The sequence below is a fragment of the Phyllobacterium sp. A18/5-2 genome (genome assembly GCF_025452215.1).
GTDB classification, from domain to species: domain Bacteria; phylum Pseudomonadota; class Alphaproteobacteria; order Rhizobiales; family Rhizobiaceae; genus Phyllobacterium; species Phyllobacterium sophorae.
Genome location: NZ_CP104967.1, coordinates 673,960 through 691,957, shown reverse-complemented (window position 1 = coordinate 691,957; position 17,998 = coordinate 673,960). Strand labels below are relative to the sequence as shown.

Below are 17,998 nucleotides of genomic sequence, written 5' to 3'. Positions count from 1 at the left end.
ATCAAGCAATTGTTCAAATTCCGCGAAATGCTGCTGGTGGTCATTATCGCCATGCTGCTTGCCGTCTTTTTCGGCGCGTTCGCCCGGCTTTGCCAGGCCCGGCAACCTTGCCAACATTTTCAATGACACATCGATCCTGATCATTCTTGCGCTTGGCCAGATGACGGTGATCCTGACCAAATCCATCGACCTTTCGGTCGCGGCCAATGTCGCCTTTACAGGCATGGCAATCGGCATGCTGAATGCTGCCTATCCGGCAATGCCTCTTGCACTGATCATCCTCATTGCGCTGGGGACTGGCGCTGTTCTTGGGGCGATCAATGGCCTGTTCGTATGGAAGCTCAACATTCCTTCCATCGTCGTCACACTTGGAACGCTCACGATCTACCGCGGCATGGCGTTTGTGCTTTCCGGTGGTGCCTGGGTGAATGCGCATCAAATGACGGCGCCGTTCCTCCAGACACCACGCCAGCTCTTTTCCGGTCTGCCCCTCCTCGGCTGGACAGCCATCATCATCGTCGCCATCATGTATGTGGTCATGTCGCGCACCTTCCTTGGCCGCGCCATCTATGCCTCTGGGGGCAATCCGACGGCCGCTGTTTATGCCGGTATTGATGTTGGACGCACCCGCTTTTATGCCTTCGTCATATCCGGAACGCTGGCTGGGTTGTGCGGTTATCTTTGGGTGTCGCGCTATGCGGTTGCCTATGTCGATATCGCGGCGGGCTTTGAACTGGATACCGTCGCCGCCTGTGTCATTGGTGGCATATCAACGCTGGGAGGCATCGGTTCCGTCGCTGGCGCAGTGCTCGGCTCACTGTTCCTCGGTGTCATCAAGAACGCGCTTCCCGTCATCAATATTTCGCCGTTCTCACAAATGGCAATCTCCGGCTCAGTGATCATTGCTGCTGTCATTTTCAACGCGCGCCAGGAACGGCGCCGGGGCCGGATCATCCTGCGTGATCGGGGTGCATCCGAACAGATCGAGGTGATGCCATGAGCGCAGTTCCTGAAAAACGCCATATTCCGGATCGACTCGGCACATCGGTCACCCGGCTGTTCGCCAGCTGGGAAGCCCTGCTCGTAGCAGTGGCCGCGGTTATCTTCATCGCCAACGCATTGGCCTCGCCCTACTTCCTCAACGCCTGGAATCTTTCCGACGCCACGTTCAACTTTACCGAAAAAGCCATGGTTGCTTTCGCCATGGCGCTGCTGATCATCGCCGGAGAGATCGATCTTTCGGTTGCCGCGATCATTGCACTCGCCTCAACCGCCATGGGCGCCGCAGCACAGGCGGGTGTCGGCACGCCGGGCCTCGTTGTCATCGGAATCGGCGTTGGTGCGGGGTGCGGCATGATCAATGGTATCCTTGTCGCCGGCCTGCGCCTGCCATCCATCGTTGTTACCATTGGTACGATGAGCTTGTTCCGCGGCATCGCCTATATCGTTCTGGGTGACAAGGCCTATGGCGGCTATCCAGCTTCCTTTGCCTATTTTGGTCAGGGTTATGTGTTGTGGGTCTTTTCCTTCGAGTTCGTGCTGTTTGCGGCCCTTGCCGTCCTCTTCGCGGTTTTGCTGCATGCGACGAATTTCGGCCGCCGGGTTTATGCCATCGGGAACAATGAGTTCGCCGCACGATTCTCCGGCATTCATGTTGAGCGTATCAAATTTACTTTGTTCCTGTTGACTGGCCTGATGGCGGGCATCGCCGCCGTATGCCTAACCTCGCGTCTTGGCTCAACGCGCCCATCGATCGCGCAGGGTTGGGAACTTGAGATCGTCACCATGGTCGTTCTGGGCGGCATATCCATCCTTGGCGGTTCTGGCACGATTGGCGGCGTCGTCATCGCAGCATTCGTCATGGGGCTTGTAACCTTCGGGCTTGGCCTACTCAACGTGCCGGGTATCGTCATGTCAATTTTCATCGGCCTGCTCTTGATCACCACCATCACGCTGCCAATCATCATACGGCAGTTCGGACACAGGAAATCCGCATGAGCACGACAGAAAAACAGGCGTTCACCATGACACTCAATCCCGGCATGGAACCGGAATATCTGAAGCGCCATGATGCGATCTGGCCCGAGCTCGTCGAGCTTTTGCACGCGGCGGGAGTGAGCGACTATTCGATCCATCTTGACCGCACCACCAACACGCTCTTCGGCGTGTTGACCCGCCCGGTTGACCACACGATGCAGAGCCTCCCCGACCATCCGGTGATGAAGAAATGGTGGGCGCATATGGCCGATATAATGGTCACCAATGCGGACAATTCGCCGGTCCAGCGTGACCTCGTGTGCCTGTTTCACATGCCATGAACAACGTTCGCCGCATAGCCGTCATCGATGTGGGCAAGACCAATGCCAAACTCGTTGTGGTCGATGCTGCGACCGGCGCGGAAGTTGCCACACGCAGCATCCAAAACCGCGTGGTCAAAGGCGGGATCTATCCGCATTTCGATGTAGACGCGCTGTGGGCATTTTTTGTCGAAACACTCATCGCGTTCGCCAGATCGCCAGGCTTCGATGCGATTTCGGTCACAGCCCATGGTGCGTCGGCGGCATTGCTTGGGCATGATGGTCTTGCCATGCCGGTGATCGATTATGAACATGTCTATTCGGATGAGGTGCGTGCGGCCTATGCGGACCTGCGGCCGAATTTCGCCGAGACATGTTCACCGCTTCTTTCGGGCGGACTGAATGTCGGAGCACAGATCCACTACCAGAAGACGCAATTCCCTGCCGAGTTCGCGTCGGTCAAATGCATCCTAACCTATGCACAATACTGGGTCTGGCGTCTGACCGGTATCGCCGTGAATGAAGTCACTTCACTTGGCTGTCATACCGATTTGTGGAACCCGCAAAAAGGCAGCTACTCCAGTCTCGTCGATACGCTTGAAATTCGCTCACTGATGGCTCCGATCCGCCCGGCTTTCGATACGATCGGTGATTTGCGCGAACCTTTGGCCAAGCAGATCGGCGTCGACAAGGCAATTGCGGTTCATTGCGGTATCCACGATTCCAATGCTTCGCTCTTGCCGCACCTCATCACCCGCACGTCACCCTTCGCCGTGGTATCGACGGGTACCTGGGTGGTCTCCTTTGCTGTCGGCGGCAGGCTGGACCGGCTCGATCCTGCACGCGACACGCTTGCCAATGTCGATGCCTTCGGCAAGGCCGTGCCGTCGGCGCGGTTCATGGGCGGACGTGAATTCGATATACTCACCGAAGGCCGGACCGCCGAACCGGATGCAGAAGTATTGGCCCGTGTCATTCGCGATCAACGCATGATATTGCCAAGCCTCGTGCAGGGTTCCGGCCCCTATCCGGCGCACACGGCAAACTGGTTGAATGGCAAGCCGCGCTTCTCCGGCGAGCTGAATGCGGTGGCATCACTCTATACGGCATTAATGACGGCGACCTGCCTCGAACTGATTGGCGCACTTGGCCCGACAATCGTTGAAGGTCCCTTTTCCCGCAATCACACTTTTCTGTCGGCATTGCGCTCCCTGACGGGGCGCGAAATCATCGCTTTGCCCGGCTCCACCGGAACCAGCCTTGGCGCAGCACTGCTTGCCGGTGCGCAATGCTCCCTCAAGCCCGTACCGGAAGCGGTCGTGCCGCTGACCAAGAGTTTCGACGCTTATGCGCAAAGCTGGCGCGAAAGCCTTTGTCAGAAATAAAAAAGGCGGACCGCAAGGTCCGCCTTTGCTGCAAGTGGGTATCATCCTAGCTGGCGAGAGCCAGTGCATCCTCGTCGGCGAACTCACCGTTAAGCGCTTGTGCCAGCTTGTTGGTGTCCAGCTCGCCTTCCCAGCGCGCGACAACAATGGTTGCGACCGCATTGCCGACGAGATTGGTCAGGGCGCGGCATTCCGACATGAAACGGTCGATGCCAAGGATCAGTGCCATGCCGGCGACCGGAACGGCGGGAACAACCGACAGCGTGGCGGCCAGAGTGATAAAGCCTGCGCCGGTGATGCCTGCAGCACCCTTGGAACTGAGCATTGCCACGAGCAGGAGCAACACCTGATCCATCAATGTCAGCGGCGTGTTGGTTGCCTGCGCAATAAACAGGGCAGCAAGGGTCATGTAGATATTGGTGCCGTCAAGATTGAACGAGTAGCCGGTTGGAATAACCAGACCAACCACGGACTTCTTACAACCTGCCTTCTCCATCTTTGCCATCAGCGTTGGCAAAGCGGCTTCCGACGAGCTCGTGCCAAGCACCAGCAGCAGCTCTTCCTTGATGTAGCGGATCAGCGCCAGGATGGAAAAGCCGTTGTACCAAGCGACTGCGCCAAGAATGACCAGCACGAAAAGCAGGGACGTCAGATAGAACGTGCCGATCAGGAAGATCAGATTGGCCACCGAGCCAATGCCGTACTTGCCGATCGTGAAGGCCATTGCGCCAAAGGCGCCGATTGGTGCAGCTTTCATCAGGATCGCGACCAGCTTGAAGACCGGAGCTGCGAGGGTCTGCAAGAAATTGGTGACCGGTTCGGCTTTCTCGCCGACCATGGCGAGCGAAAGACCGAACAGCACCGAAAAGAACAGGACCTGCAGGATATCGCCCGAAGCGAAGGCACCGACGATTGTCGTGGGAATGATGTTCGTCAGGAAGCCGACGATGCTCTGTTCATGCGCCTGCTGCGTGTAGGTTGCGACCGCTTTGGAATCGAGCGAGGATGCGTCGATATTCATGCCAGCACCCGGCTGGATCACATTGGCAACGATCAACCCGACAATCAGGGCCAGGGTCGAGAAGGTCAGGAAGTAGACCATCGCCTTCCCGGCCACCCGTCCGACCTTTTTCAGGTCGCTCATTCCGGCAATACCGGTGGAAACGGTCAGGAAAATGACAGGGGCAATGATCATCTTCACCAGTTTGATGAAGGCGTCGCCGAGCGGCTTCATGCTGGTGCCGATTTCAGGATAGAAGTGGCCAAGCACAATACCGATGGTAATGGCAACGATCACCTGAAAATACAGGTGGGCGTAAATGGGTGTTTTGCCGCGCGGCTGCGGGGCTGCGTTAATCGTCACAGGACTCATGACTTCCTCCATGATATGAGCCGCGTCTGGCAGAATTGCCTGTCAGCCTCCCGGGCTCGGTTAAAGACCGGATAGACCGGCCCTGCCATTGCTTTTGCAAGGAGTGTGCCAGTTTGCTGAAACTTGCTAAGTCATTGAAAGTGTTGAATTTAATTTTTTCGCTGTATGTGTTGCCGCGCAGATGATGTGCGGATCTCCGCACGCTCATCTTGCGGTTTGTGCGGATATCTGCACAATACAGGAATGGCAGAGGTAGCGGCGCTTCGATCGAAATATGAGCCTGTCGGTGGCATGGCCGGACGTGTTGCGAAACTCGTTTACGGCCTCCTTGCAGCAATCCTCATAATAGGTTCTCTCATCGTTGCGAACGATTATGGTCGCCAGCGCGCCTATGAAGCGCTGCAAACGCGAGCCCAGAACACCGCAGATCTCAATGCCGTTCTTCTGCGCACGGTGCTCGAAAAGCAGCGATCCTTGCCATTTGTCCTGTCGCAGGATCGCGATGTCATCAGTGCGCTTTCCTCGCGCAGCGGTAGCATCCTGCAACTCGTCAACCGCAAGTTCGAAAGCCTGATACCGGGAACGCGCTCGGCGGTCATTTATCTCCTCGATGCCGAAGGTGTGGCGATTGCCTCAAGTAACTGGCGTGAAGCCACCAGTTTCGTCGGCACCAATTACAGTTTCCGCCCCTATTACACCCGTGCTGTCATTACCGGTGACGCCGAACACTTTGCGCTCGGCACCGTCAGCAAACGTCCTGGCCTCTATATTTCGAGGCGCATCGATGGCCCGCTGGGCTTGCTTGGAGTCATCGTCGTCAAGCTTGAATTTGATGCGCTCGAAGCAGACTGGCGCCGCAATAGCGATCCGACCTATGTCGTCGATCAGCGCGGCATTGTCCTGGTTGCAAGTTTTCCCCAATGGCGGTTCATGACGCAGGGGCCCGTATCGGCCGATCAGATGGGGCCCATCCGCGAAAAGCCTGCAATTTGGCGATGCGCCGCTCGAACCACTGAGCATCCTGCCGGCTCTGCCGCTATCGCAACCCGATATTGTCAAGGCGCGTTTGCCCGGAGTGGCGAAAGATCAGGAATTCGTGCGTGTGCGGACCCTGGTGCCCACGACAAGCTGGACCTTGCAATCGCTGACGCCTGCAGCAGCAGTCGTTGCAGAGGCAACGCGAACCGCTCAGTTGCTTGCGCTGGCTGTTCTTGCGCCGTTGCTTGGTCTGACAGCCTTTTTGCTTCTGCGTCGCGGACGGGCCCTGCGCCGTGCCCGTGAACAGGAGGAGGCGCGGCTGGAGCTCGAACGCCGCGTCGCCGAGCGTACTGCGGACCTCAGCACTGCCCATGCGGAATTGGTGATGCAGGCCGAGGAGCGCCAGAAGACCGAAGCCAAGCTGCAAACGGTGCAGCAGGAGCTGGTACAGGCGAACCGTCTCGCCATTTTGGGTCAGGTGACGGCGGGCGTTGCCCACGAAATAAACCAGCCCGTCGCTGCCATTCGTTCCTATGCCGACAATGCCGGGACCTTTCTTGGCCGCAACCAGGTGGAATCGGCAAAGGACAATCTGAAAGCCATCGCCGGTCTGACCGAACGCATCGGCAGCATCACCGATGAGCTGCGCACCTTCTCGCGCAAGGGCACAAGCGATGCAGCTCCAATCAGCGTCAGTGACGTTATCGAGGGCGCCATGCTGTTGCTTGGCAGCCGTTTCCGGCAAAGGGCGGGACAAATTATCACGCAAATACCCCCACCTGACATCAAGGTGCACGGCAACCGCATCCGCCTTGAACAGGTGCTGATCAATCTGATGCAAAATGCGCTGGAGGCGACCGAGGGCGGTCCGGCAAGCAAGATCAGTGTGCGTTATGCGCTGACGAAGGACGAGGTCCAGCTGATTGTTTCCGACAACGGGCCGGGCATCCCCGAAGCGATCATGCAGGCGCTGTTCACGCCGTTCAATACCTCCAAGGAACGTGGCCTTGGGCTGGGCCTCGTCATCTGCCACGACATCGTCGCTGAATATCAAGGCCGCATTGAAGTGGAAAGCAGCAGCGCGGGCACGCAGTTCACCGTGCATCTGCGGAGGGTCGTTTGACGATGGAATTCCAGCCTAGTGTCGCTTTTGTCGATGACGATGACGATTTGCGCAATGCCAACCGGCAGACACTGGAGCTTGCCGGCTTCACCGTTACGCCCTTTGCTGACGCTTTGGGTGCGTTAAGGTTTCTGACACCAGATTTTGCTGGCGTGGTCGTTACCGATGTGCGCATGCCGCATATGGATGGCCTGGAATTGTTTCGCCGGTTGCGTGCGCTGGATCCGGACTTGCCGGTCATCCTGATCACCGGGCACGGCGATATTGATATGGCCGTCGCAGCGATGCAGGAAGGCGCCTATGATTTCATCGCCAAACCCTACCCTGCAGACCGGCTTGTGCAAAGCATCGTGCGGGCAGCAGAAAAGCGGCGGCTGATCATGGAGAACCGGCGCTTGCGGCTGGCGCTGGAATCGTCCGACGAGACATTGCCACTGATCGGACAGACACCAGCCATGCAGCATTTGCGCCAGATGTTACGACATGTCGCCAATGCCGACGTCGATGTGCTGATTGCTGGTGAAACCGGCACTGGTAAAGATGTGGCGGCCGGGCTTCTGCATGAATGGAGCCGGCGCAAACAGGGCAATTTCGTTGCACTCAACTGCGGCGCGTTGCCGGAGACGGTCATCGAGAGCGAGCTTTTCGGCCATGAGGCCGGAGCGTTTACCGGCGCGCAAAAACGGCGCGTCGGCCGAATCGAACACGCAAGCGGCGGCACGCTGTTTCTGGATGAGATCGAAAGCATGCCACTGTCGACGCAGGTCAAGTTGCTGCGGGTCCTCGAAACACGCGAAATCACCCCCCTGGGCACCAATGAACACCGCCCGGTGGATTTGCGGGTGATTGCTGCCGCCAAGGTCGATCTGGGCAGTGCGCAACAACGGGCGAATTTCCGCGAGGACTTGTTCTATCGGCTCAATGTTGTCACCGTTTCCATTCCACCTTTGCGCGAGCGCAAGGACGATATTCCATTGCTGTTCACGCACTTCCTGCAGCGTGCGGCGGTGCGGTTTAAGACAGAGCCGCTGCATATGACCCCATCGCTGCGCTTGCGGCTTATGGAGCATGATTGGCCCGGCAATGTGCGAGAACTGTCGCATTTCGCTGAACGGGTTGCGCTCGGTCTTGGCGATATGGACACAGCGCAAGTCAGTCAACCGACCAACAAAAGCCTGCCCGAGGCAATGGAGCAGCACGAGGCCAGACTCATTCGCGATGCCCTAAGTGCAAACCATGGCGATGTGCGCTCGACCATTGAAGCGCTCGGCATTGCGCGCAAGACTTTCTACGACAAGCTGCAACGTCACGGCATTGATCGCGCCGACTATGCGCGATCAAAGCCGACGGTCCTGCTCTAGAGCGAAATAATTTGGCCCACACCCAGGCGTTTGGCCTCGCGGTAAGCGAGGTTGGCCGCCACCACATCCTCCACGGCGACGCCCATGGCCTTGTAGACGGAGCCCACGCCGTCTTGTCGATCATCCAAGTGCCCACACAACCCGGCGGCTGTTTGATAACGCGCTGCTGAGACAGTGGCCGTGGTTTCGAGAAGCGGAACGGAGCATCCTTTTCGTGGGGCAGGCCAAGAGGAGAAGCGGCCATTTGCAGGCCGGCATCACCTGAATTTCAACACGCCCTAGGTGAGGAGGGATATTTCCTGCGCGCACGCTGCGACTGACAAGCGCTCTACCAGCGGACATTCAAGCTTGGTGATCGGATGGCGCATGCCTGGTGAGAGTGTAACTGTGTCCAGTTGTTCAATCGCCCAGCGGCCCATGGCCCGATGCGGCAGGACCGAGGTCGTCAGCTGCGGGTGGAGATGGCGCGAGATCTCTTCATCATCATAGCCTATAACGGAAATATCTTCAGGAATGCGCATCCCGGCTTCCTTTAATGCCTCGTAACAGCCGATTGCGGTGCGGTCGTTCTGGCAGAAGATTGCCGTTGGACGGTCCTTCAGCGCCAGCAACTCCTTGGTTGCGGCGTAGCCGGCGCTTGCCGACCAGTCGCCCTCGATCACAAGTTCAGCATCAAAGGGAATATCCCCCGTCGCCAACGCCCGGCGATAGCCCTTCAGACGGTCTTTCGCCGCCTCCATCCATGGTTCTCCCGTGATCGTTCCAATCCGGCGGTGACCATGCTGGATGAGATGGCGGGTCGAATGCTGGCCACCTGCAATCTCGCTAGGAACAACAGCGGGAAAAGCATGATCGGCCGTGTAGCAGTTGAGCAGGATCACCGGTATGTCCAATTCGTAGACCACTGCAGGCAAGGTCACTTCACGCGTAAAAATTGCCATATAGATGAGCGCCGAAATCCCCTGTTCGTGCAGAGCTCTGATCGTGCGCGGCTCCATATCCGGGTCGTTGAGCGTTTGGGCGACGAGGATGATGTTGCCGGCCCTCCATGATGCCTGACGCGCGCCCTCGATAGCGACCACCGCTTCGGGACTGGTGGCAAGCTGATCCACGACAAAGCCGATCTTGCCGTCAACCGCCGGTGTCAAAGCATCACCCGTATCGAGATGAGCGAAGCTTGGAGCGGCATAGCCTAGCGAACGCGCCGCTTCGATAACCCGCTCACGTGTCTCGGCCGCAAGTTTGATCCCGGGTGTCTTGTTCAGCACGAACGATACGGTTGCCTGTGAACAGCCGGCAACACGGGCAATATCAGTCATGGTAACACGCTTGCCAACACGTTTGCGCCGGGATGCAACACGAGCGGTCCTTGAATTCTCAGTGGGCTTGGCTTCCACTGTATCGCTCATCTGCAACTATGCCTCTCGCCGCCCGCCAGCGGGCCGGAATCAATGAAGATGCCGGCAATATTACGAGCAGTTTGCGCGACTAATCAATATAAATCATTATTGACTAATTTTTATAAGTAGAGATGATCACCGGGTGGGATCGCCACGGCTTGAATTTCTGGGAGGAAATTTTCAATGATAATCACCCGTCGCAGTCTGCTGTTCACGTCAGCCGTTGGACTGGCTGCCATTATGGCCCCTGGCAGTGCATTGGCTGACGCGCCGCCGCTCAAGAAGAAAGACACCTACAAGGTCGGCTTTGCCCAGACCGAAAGCAACAATCCATGGCGACTTGCCCAGACTGCCAGCATGCAGGAAGAAGCCAAGAAACGCGGGTGGCAACTCGTCTATACGGATGCCGCCAGTTCCGCTGCCAAGCAGGTGGCCGATGTCAATTCGATGATTGCGCAGGGGGTCGACCTGATCTTTTTAGCGCCACGCGAAGAAAAACCGCTGATTCCGGCAATCAAGGCTGCCAAGAATGCCGGCATCCCGGTGATTCTGCTCGATCGCAATGTCGATGCGTCGCTGGCTAAAGCCGGCGAAGACTATGTGACATTCATTGGCTCGAACTTCATCGAGGAAGGCCAGCGTGTCGCTGATTGGCTCGTCAAGAACGCCAATGGCAAGACCACGATTATCGAGCTTGAGGGCACGACTGGCTCATCTCCGGCCAATGACCGCAAGAAGGGCTTTGATGACGTGATCGCCAAAAACCCCGACTTCAAGGTCGTCGCTTCGCAAACCGGTGACTTCGCCCGCGACAAGGGACGTCAGGTTGCCGAGACGCTGCTTCAGGCCCATCCGGACGCCAATGTCATCTATGCCCATAATGACGAGATGGCAATTGGCGCAATCTCTGCCATTGAAGCCGCCGGGAAGGTGCCGGGCAAGGACATCCTCGTTCTGTCGATCGACGGCGGCAAGGAAGCCGTACAAGCGGTGGTCGATGGCAAGATTGCCGCGGTTGTGGAATGCAATCCACGGTTCGGCCCCAAGGCATTTGACACGGCTGTTGCCTATGCCAATGGCGAGAAGATCCCAGACAAGCTCATCAACCCCGATCAGTTCTACGATGCCAGCAATGCCAAAGAACTGCTGAGCACCGCCTATTGATTTTGTCATGGCGCCAGCGCTCTTATAGGGCGCTGGCTTTTCTTTTGGCGGTTGCCTTGCGGCGTCGGCTCCTTTGCGATGCGTTCAGAAATGGCTTTGTAATGAACACTGACGTTCTCCTGTCGATGACGGGTATCGACAAACGTTTTGCCGGAATTCCTGCCCTGGCCGGTGCGTCTTTCGCGGTCGGACGCGGCGAAGTCCACGCGCTGATCGGACAGAACGGCGCGGGTAAATCGACGCTTATCAAGGTGCTGACCGGCTATTACAAGCGCGATGCCGGTGAAATCATGTTCGATGGCAAGCCCTTCGAGGTGTTCTCACCGCAGCAGGCGCAGGCCAGCGGCATCAGCACAATCTATCAGGAAATCAATCTCGTCCCCTATCGCTCCATCACCGAAAACATCTGCCTTGGCCGCGAGGCTCGCCGCTACGGCCTGCTTGACTGGAAGCGCATGCACAAGGAGGCCGAAGCGTTGCTGCAGCGTTTCAATGTGCGTGCCGATGTGCGACGGCCATTGCTGGAGTTCAATACTGCCACGCAACAGATGGTCGCCATTGCCCGCGCCATCGGTTTTTCGGCACAGCTGGTGATCATGGATGAGCCTACCTCCTCGCTCGACGAGCGCGAGGTTTCCATTCTCTTTGATGTCATTCGCCAGCTGAAGCGGGAGGGCGTTTCGGTCGTCTTCGTCAGCCACAAGCTCGACGAGCTCTATGAGGTTTGCGACCGTGTCACCATTATGCGCGATGGGCGGACGGTAAAAACAGCGGCAATGAAAGACATTGACAAGATCGGTCTCGTCTCCTCGATGCTCGGGCGCGCGATCGAGCGCGCCCAAGGTCATGCGACCGCCTTTAGCGATCGCGACGAAAAGAAGATCGGTAAGGTGCTCCTGTCGGCTGAAAACCTCGCCATCAACCAGACGGTGCAGGATGTGTCTTTTGCCGTGCGCAGTGGTGAGATCGTCGGATTTGCCGGCCTGCTCGGCGCCGGCCGCACCGAAACAGCCAGGCTGGTGTTTGGCATTGATCGGCCGCGCGCAGGCACCATGCAATTTGACGGGAGAAAGTTTGATCCGCACAGGCCCTCCGATGCAATTGCCGCAGGCATGGGTTTTTGTACCGAAGACCGCAAAAGCGAAGGCATTGTTCCCGAGATGAGTGTTGCGGAAAACATGATGCTGGCGCTCATGCCCAAGCTCAGCAAATCCGGTATCATCGACGAGAAGGCTCAACGCGACATCGTCGAGCGGTTCATCAGGCAACTCGGGATCAAATGTTCCGGACCGGACCAGAAAGTGCGCGAGCTTTCCGGCGGCAACCAGCAGAAAGTTCTGCTTGGCCGCTGGCTGGCAATGAATCCGCGCCTGCTCATTCTCGATGAGCCAACCCGCGGCATCGATGTTGGCGCCAAGGGCGAGATCCAGTCACTGATCAAATTGCTTGCCGATCAAGGGCTTGCTGTTTTGATGATTTCCTCGGAACTGGAAGAGGTGATCGAGGGTGCAGACCGTGTCTTTGTCTTGCGCGAAGGCATCAGCGTTGCTGAATTCAATCGCCATCAGGCGACCGAAGATGCGCTGATGTCGGCTATGGCCCACGGCAATGCACCTGTCACAGAGGGGGCTGCACTGTGACAGCCACTGCCCGGCAACAACGCCTGTCGCGACCTTTCGATCCGTTTGACTTCATGGCGCGCTACGGCACATTGATCGCACTCGTCCTGCTGATCCTGTTTAATCTCGTCTTCACGCGCAACTTCGCCACGACGCAGACTTTGAATGTCAATCTCACACAGGTCTGTACCATCGTTATCGTTGCCGTCGGTATGACGCTGGTGATCGCCACAGGTGGCATTGATCTTTCCGTCGGCTCGTTGATGGCGATTTCAGGTGCCCTCGCGCCCATGATTTTCCTCGGCAAGATCGTTCCGATCGAGAATATCTACCTGGCCGTCACGGCGGCCATGATCATATCAATTGGCGTTGCCGGCCTTTTTGGCCTGTTCAATGGCTGGCTGATCGCCAGATTCCGCATCCAGCCGATCGTCGCTACGCTGGTGTTGTTCATCGCCGGGCGCGGCATTGCCCAGGTCATGACCAATGGCAATCTTCAGACATTCCGCCTTCCGCAATTCCAGTGGATCGGCCTTGGCCGCATCCTCGGCATTCCCGTGCAGGTTGTCCTCATGGCCCTGCTGGTCATTGCCGCTGCCTGGGTACTGAAACGCACCGTTTTCGGTCGCCAGATAATAGCAATCGGTGGCAATGAGCGCGCAGCGGCGCTCTCCGGCATCGCCGTTTCCAAGGTGAAACTTGTGGTCTATGCAATCAGTGGTCTGTGCGCGGGTATCGCGGGTCTGATCGTCATCGCTATCAATTCCTCCAGCGATGCCAACCTGGTTGGCATGGGCATGGAGCTCGACGCCATCGCTGCTGTTGCCGTTGGCGGGACACTTCTCAGTGGCGGTAAGGCAACCATCATTGGCACCCTTTTGGGTGCAATGACGATCCAGCTTGTGCGTTATACCTTGCTTGCCAACGGCGTTCCCGATGCGGCGGCACTGGTGGTCAAGGCGGGGATCATCGTGCTCGCCGTCTGGATCCAGCAACAGGGTCGACGCGCATGACAAGGGCAAGATTGATTTCCCTGCTCGGCAGTTATGGCGTTGTTCTGGCCTTGCTGTTGCTGATCCTGTTTGGCTGGGCGCGCTACGATTATTTCCTCGGCTTTTTCAACATTTCCAGCGTGCTGCGTTACAACGCCATGTTCGCCCTGGTGGCACTTGGCATGTGCTTTGTCATCATGACTGGCGGCATCGACCTGTCGGTTGGCTCCACTGCAGCCCTTGGCAGCGTCGTTGCGGCGCTGGCCAGCCCGCAAGGGGCATGGATCGGCCTTGGCGCAGGCATGGGCGCCGGTCTGTGCGTCGGCTTTATCAACGCGATTCTGGTGACGCGCCTGAAGATCATGCCCTTCGTCGCCACCTTGGCGATGATGCTGGCAGCAAGCGGCACGGCGCTTTTGCTGGCCGACAATCAGTCGGTTTCAGTCTCCTATGAAAGCGGCTTTACTTCGATCGGGCAGGATAATTTTCTCGGCTTTCCCATTCCCGCGTGGATCGCAATTGTCGCTTATGTCATCGGCTGGCTGATCCTCAACTTCACCAGCACCGGCCGCGGTGTGCTTGCCGTCGGCGGCAATGAAGATGCGACGCGCCTCATGGGCCTGCCCGCCGATCGCATAAAGTTTCTGGTCTATCTTGCCAGCGGTGGATTGGCCGGACTGGCCGGTGTCATCCTCGCGTCACAGTTCGGCGCCGGGCAACCGATCGAGGGCGTTGGCTGGGAACTCTTCGCAATCGCGGCGGTCGTCGTTGGTGGGACACTGCTGACGGGGGGTGTTGGTTCGGTCGGCGCGACACTTGCGGGCGTGCTGCTTCTCGGCATCCTCTTCAATGTGCTGAATTTCGAAAACGGCAAGGGCTGGATTTCGCTCTCTGCCTATTGGCAATCGGTCATTCGCGGGCTGTTTCTGCTCGTCGTTGTGATCCTGCAGGCGAAATTCTCCTCGCGCGGCAGCTGTCGCGGCCAGGGATTACTGATTTGGGCCCGCTGCCAATCTTCGGTACTTTTGATGCACAGCCGGTCTATGAGGCGACGATCCAATCGCCTGCCGGCGCGGTTGCCAAGATTTTAAACTGGGGCGCCGTCGTCAGGGATTTGCAGGTTCCGTTAAGGGATGGAAGCCTTCAGGGCGTTGTGCTGGGTTTCGAGACGTTTGATCCCTACCCGAGCCGGTCGCCCTATTTCGGCGCTCTTGTTGGCCGCTATGCCAACAGGATCGCCAATGGACGTTTTGTCCTCGACGGGAACGATATTCAACTCGATCAAAACGAGAACGTCCAAACCTTGCACGGCGGCAGCAGCGGCGTTTCGCAACGTCGCTGGACCATGACGACATGGAGCCGGTCTTCGGTTACCCTTGCCCTGCATTTGCCCGATGGCGATCAGGGTTTTCCAGGCAACATGGATATTCGCTGCACCTATGGGTTTGTCGGTGACACCACGCTCGCCGTTGACATCCACGCGGTGAGCGATGCAGCCACGGTCGTCAATTTCGCCCAGCACAGCTATTTCAATCTCGATGGTGCGAGCGATATTCGCAACCATCGGCTGCGGATTCTCGCCGATGCCTATACACCGGTCGGCGACAATCTCATTCCAACGGGCGAAGTCGCGGCCGTTGATACCACTGACTATGATTTCCGCCTGCCGCGACGGATCGGGACCCATGGTTCAACGCCTTATGATCACAATTTCGTCCTCAGTGAACCGATCAGCGACGGTATGCGTTTCGCTGCCTCGCTTGTGGCTGGCAATGGTCTTGCCCTGCACGTTCATACCAACGAGCCTGGCCTGCAATTCTATGACGGAGCGATGATCCCTCCCCTCACCGGCCTTGGCGGGCGGCGCTATGGTCCGCATGCCGGTCTGTGTCTCGAAGCCCAGCATTTCCCCGATAGTCCCAATCAGCCACACTTTCCAACCACGGTCTTGCGCCCCGGCCGGACCTATCACCAGCGCACGGAATTCCGTTTCCACAACGTCTAACTTGCCAATGACACTTTCCCGTCCTATGCCGCTCTGAAACGGACTGGAGGGCATTATGGCTACGAATGTTGCATTGACGGGATTGGCGCGGGACATGCAGGCGCGGGCGGAGACGGGCCGTCCGATCCGCATCGGCCTGATCGGTTCGGGCGAGATGGGCACCGACATTGTCACCCGGGTGGCGCACATGCCCGGCATCGAGATCGGGGCGATTTCCGAACTGAACCTGCAGGGTGCGCTGAAGGCGGTCGACATCGCTTACAGGCAAGAAGGCCATTCGCGCGAAGTCGCCACTGCCGCGGCGCTGTCCGCGGCGATGGAGGCGGGCAAGATCGCGGTCACCAATGATGCCAATCTCATCCTCGAGAACGGACTGATCGACGTGGTCATCGATGCGACCGGCGTGCCGGCGGTCGGGGCGGAGATCGGCTTGAAGGCCATGGAGAACGGCAAGCATCTGGTGATGATGAATGTCGAGGCGGACGTGACCATCGGCGCCTATTTGAAGAGCGAGGCCGACCGGCTCGGCGTCACCTATTCGCTGGGAGCGGGCGATGAACCCTCGTCCTGCATGGAGCTGATCGAGTTCGTCTCGGCCATGGGCCATCCAATCGTCGCCGCCGGCAAGGGCAAGAACAACCCGCTCAACATCGATGCCATTCCCGACGATTACGAGGAGGAGGCCGCCCGCCGTCACATGAATGTGCGCATGCTGGTCGAGTTCGTCGACGGCTCGAAGACCATGGTGGAGATGGCGGCGATCGCCAATGCCACCGGGCTGGTGCCGGACCGGCCGGGCATGCATGGCCCGGCGGCAACGCTGGAGCAACTGTCGAAGGTGCTGGTGCCGGAAAAGGATGGCGGCGTGCTGTCGAAGGCCGGCGTTGTCGACTATTCGATCGGCAAGGGCGTGGCGCCTGGCGTCTTCGTCATTGCCGACATGTCGCATCCGCGCATTTCGGAGCGCATGGAAGATCTGAAGATGGGCAAGGGCCCGTATTTCACCTTCCACCGCCCCTATCATCTGACCTCGCTGGAAGTACCGCTGACCTGCGCCCGCGTCGTGCTCTACGGCAAGGCCGACATGGTGCCGCTGGCGAGGCCGGTTGCCGAGGTCTGCGCGGTGGCCAAGAAGGATCTGAAACCCGGCGATACCCTCGATGCGATCGGCGAATATTGCTACCGCGCCTTTATCATGACGGCGGGGGAAGCCCGCAGCGCCGGCGCCATCCCCTGCGGCCTGTTGCAGGGCGGCAGCGTCACCGCCCCGATCGCCAAGGGTGCGCTCATCACCAGCGCCAATGCCGTCCCGGCCGCGGGCTCCAAGATCGTCGAACTCAGGGCCCGCCAGGACAAGCTCGTCTACGGCGCGTGACCGGCGGGTCAACAAAAGTCATTATGGCCGTCCTGATCGCAAGAACAGGACGGCAATATGTTTCGGTCTCGTAACGAGATCATATTTCGATTCAAAAACAACATTTACCCAAAACCACAATTTCACCAGGGCGCAAATTTATCTGTGCAGCTCCTTCTCCTTGAAGGGAATCGAACTCCAGGCCACCACGGTTACCAAACTCGAAGCACGTGACAGGGATCCCAATACAATGATTGAGAGCGACACAAGGCAGGCAGATTGGCGTCGCGCGAACCAACAAAATATGATGCCCATTTGGCGGTGCAAAGAGCGCTGAAAGCTGGACAGTTGGAAAGACACGCCTGCGGCATCGAGGGCGTCGACGCACATCACGATCGATACGAGGAGCCACTGCAAGTCCGTTGGCGATGCCGACGACATCACACTCGCCTCCATCACTACGGAGAAGACATGTTTCCAACTAAATCAACTATTTGAAATACCAAGAGACTTGGCCGCATTGATTAGAGTCAAACAGCCGCCCACGTGGCTGCTCGGTTCCCTGCCCGGGCCCGTGAAAAGCCGTGGCAATCCGGTGCACAACGTGTCCGGCGATTTCAAAGTAGCCCGAATGCCGGTTCAGCGTAATGAACGTCCCGACTCCGTCCAGCTTGCGCGGACGACCGTGCGGACGGGCGCACCTGCATACAGCGCCATTGTCACGGATAAGAGATTTCTGCCTTGAACGCAACTTCGCGTTCCTCCTCAAATATCTTCAGTTCCTCAAGGCGCGTCTGATCAGCCGTTAAATCCAGTGCTGGCATCCGCGCAAACGAGATCCGTGTCTTGCATGGCACACCTCAGATGATTGGTTTCCGGGATTTCATCAGCATTCCAGTAAACTGGCGCTGGATTCTTTTCAGCAGCAGATTCTAAGGTGCCAGGCAC

General features: G+C 58.1%; 12 protein-coding genes and 3 pseudogenes. 13 read left to right on the top strand and 2 right to left on the bottom strand.

Annotated features, from left to right (window positions below; all coding sequences use genetic code 11):
* The 4 genes and pseudogenes from N8E89_RS21870 (at nt 1) to N8E89_RS21855 (ending at nt 3,682) form a co-directional block, all read left to right on the top strand.
* Nucleotides 1-1,000 (top strand): annotated as a pseudogene (locus tag N8E89_RS21870) (ABC transporter permease).
* A complete protein-coding gene (locus tag N8E89_RS21865; protein WP_262263193.1) occupies nt 997-1,998 on the top strand; it encodes an ABC transporter permease in 1,002 nt (333 codons plus the stop codon). The pseudogene N8E89_RS21870 and the gene N8E89_RS21865 overlap by 4 nt, the downstream one beginning before the upstream one ends.
* On the top strand, nt 1,995-2,318 hold the full coding sequence (gene rhaM / locus N8E89_RS21860; protein ID WP_262263192.1) for an L-rhamnose mutarotase: 324 nt from the start codon (nt 1,995-1,997) through the stop codon (nt 2,316-2,318). The genes N8E89_RS21865 and rhaM overlap by 4 nt, the downstream gene beginning before the upstream one ends.
* Nucleotides 2,315-3,682: an FGGY-family carbohydrate kinase gene (locus N8E89_RS21855; protein ID WP_262263191.1), complete on the top strand. Its 1,368-nt coding sequence runs from the start codon at nt 2,315-2,317 to the stop codon at nt 3,680-3,682. Before rhaM ends, N8E89_RS21855 begins: the two co-directional genes overlap by 4 nt.
* A gap of 46 nt (nt 3,683-3,728) precedes the next feature.
* Here the strand turns inward: N8E89_RS21855 and N8E89_RS21850 are convergent, their stop codons facing one another.
* Nucleotides 3,729-5,054, bottom strand: a complete 1,326-nt coding sequence (locus N8E89_RS21850; protein ID WP_262263190.1) for a dicarboxylate/amino acid:cation symporter — start codon at nt 5,052-5,054, stop codon at nt 3,729-3,731.
* Nucleotides 5,055-5,282: 228 nt separating this feature from the next.
* Between N8E89_RS21850 and N8E89_RS29455 the strand changes: the two are divergent.
* Nucleotides 5,283-7,155 (top strand): annotated as a pseudogene (locus N8E89_RS29455) (ATP-binding protein).
* Nucleotides 7,156-7,157: 2 nt separating this feature from the next.
* A complete protein-coding gene (locus N8E89_RS21840) occupies nt 7,158-8,516 on the top strand; it encodes a sigma-54-dependent transcriptional regulator (RefSeq protein ID WP_262263189.1) in 1,359 nt (452 codons plus the stop codon).
* 278 nt (nt 8,517-8,794) lie between these two features.
* On the opposite strand, the gene N8E89_RS21835 is transcribed toward N8E89_RS21840, so the two are convergent.
* Entirely contained in the window at nt 8,795-9,925 is a 1,131-nt protein-coding gene (locus N8E89_RS21835; RefSeq protein ID WP_262263188.1) for a LacI family DNA-binding transcriptional regulator, read from the bottom strand.
* Between the two features lie 174 nt (nt 9,926-10,099).
* On the opposite strand from N8E89_RS21835, the gene N8E89_RS21830 reads away from it, so the two are divergent.
* From N8E89_RS21830 to N8E89_RS21800, 7 genes and pseudogenes are all read left to right on the top strand, one after another.
* Complete coding sequence (locus N8E89_RS21830) at nt 10,100-11,080, top strand: ABC transporter substrate-binding protein (protein ID WP_262263187.1); 981 nt, start codon at nt 10,100-10,102, stop codon at nt 11,078-11,080.
* 101 nt (nt 11,081-11,181) lie between these two features.
* Complete coding sequence (locus tag N8E89_RS21825) at nt 11,182-12,720, top strand: sugar ABC transporter ATP-binding protein (RefSeq protein ID WP_262263186.1); 1,539 nt, start codon at nt 11,182-11,184, stop codon at nt 12,718-12,720.
* 53 nt (nt 12,721-12,773) lie between these two features.
* Nucleotides 12,774-13,712 (top strand): ABC transporter permease, encoded by a 939-nt coding sequence (locus N8E89_RS21820; protein WP_262263289.1) that lies wholly within the window; start codon nt 12,774-12,776, stop codon nt 13,710-13,712.
* Entirely contained in the window at nt 13,709-14,782 is a 1,074-nt protein-coding gene (locus tag N8E89_RS21815; protein WP_262263185.1) for an ABC transporter permease, read from the top strand. Before N8E89_RS21820 ends, N8E89_RS21815 begins: the two co-directional genes overlap by 4 nt.
* Nucleotides 14,689-15,696, top strand: a complete 1,008-nt coding sequence (locus N8E89_RS21810; protein ID WP_262263184.1) for an aldose epimerase family protein — start codon at nt 14,689-14,691, stop codon at nt 15,694-15,696. The genes N8E89_RS21815 and N8E89_RS21810 overlap by 94 nt, the downstream gene beginning before the upstream one ends.
* 55 nt (nt 15,697-15,751) lie before the next feature.
* On the top strand, nt 15,752-17,071 hold the full coding sequence (locus N8E89_RS21805) for an NAD(P)H-dependent oxidoreductase (protein WP_262263183.1): 1,320 nt from the start codon (nt 15,752-15,754) through the stop codon (nt 17,069-17,071).
* A 229-nt stretch (nt 17,072-17,300) separates the two neighbouring features.
* A pseudogene (locus tag N8E89_RS21800) lies at nt 17,301-17,548 on the top strand (hypothetical protein).
* Nucleotides 17,549-17,998 lie beyond the last annotated feature (450 nt).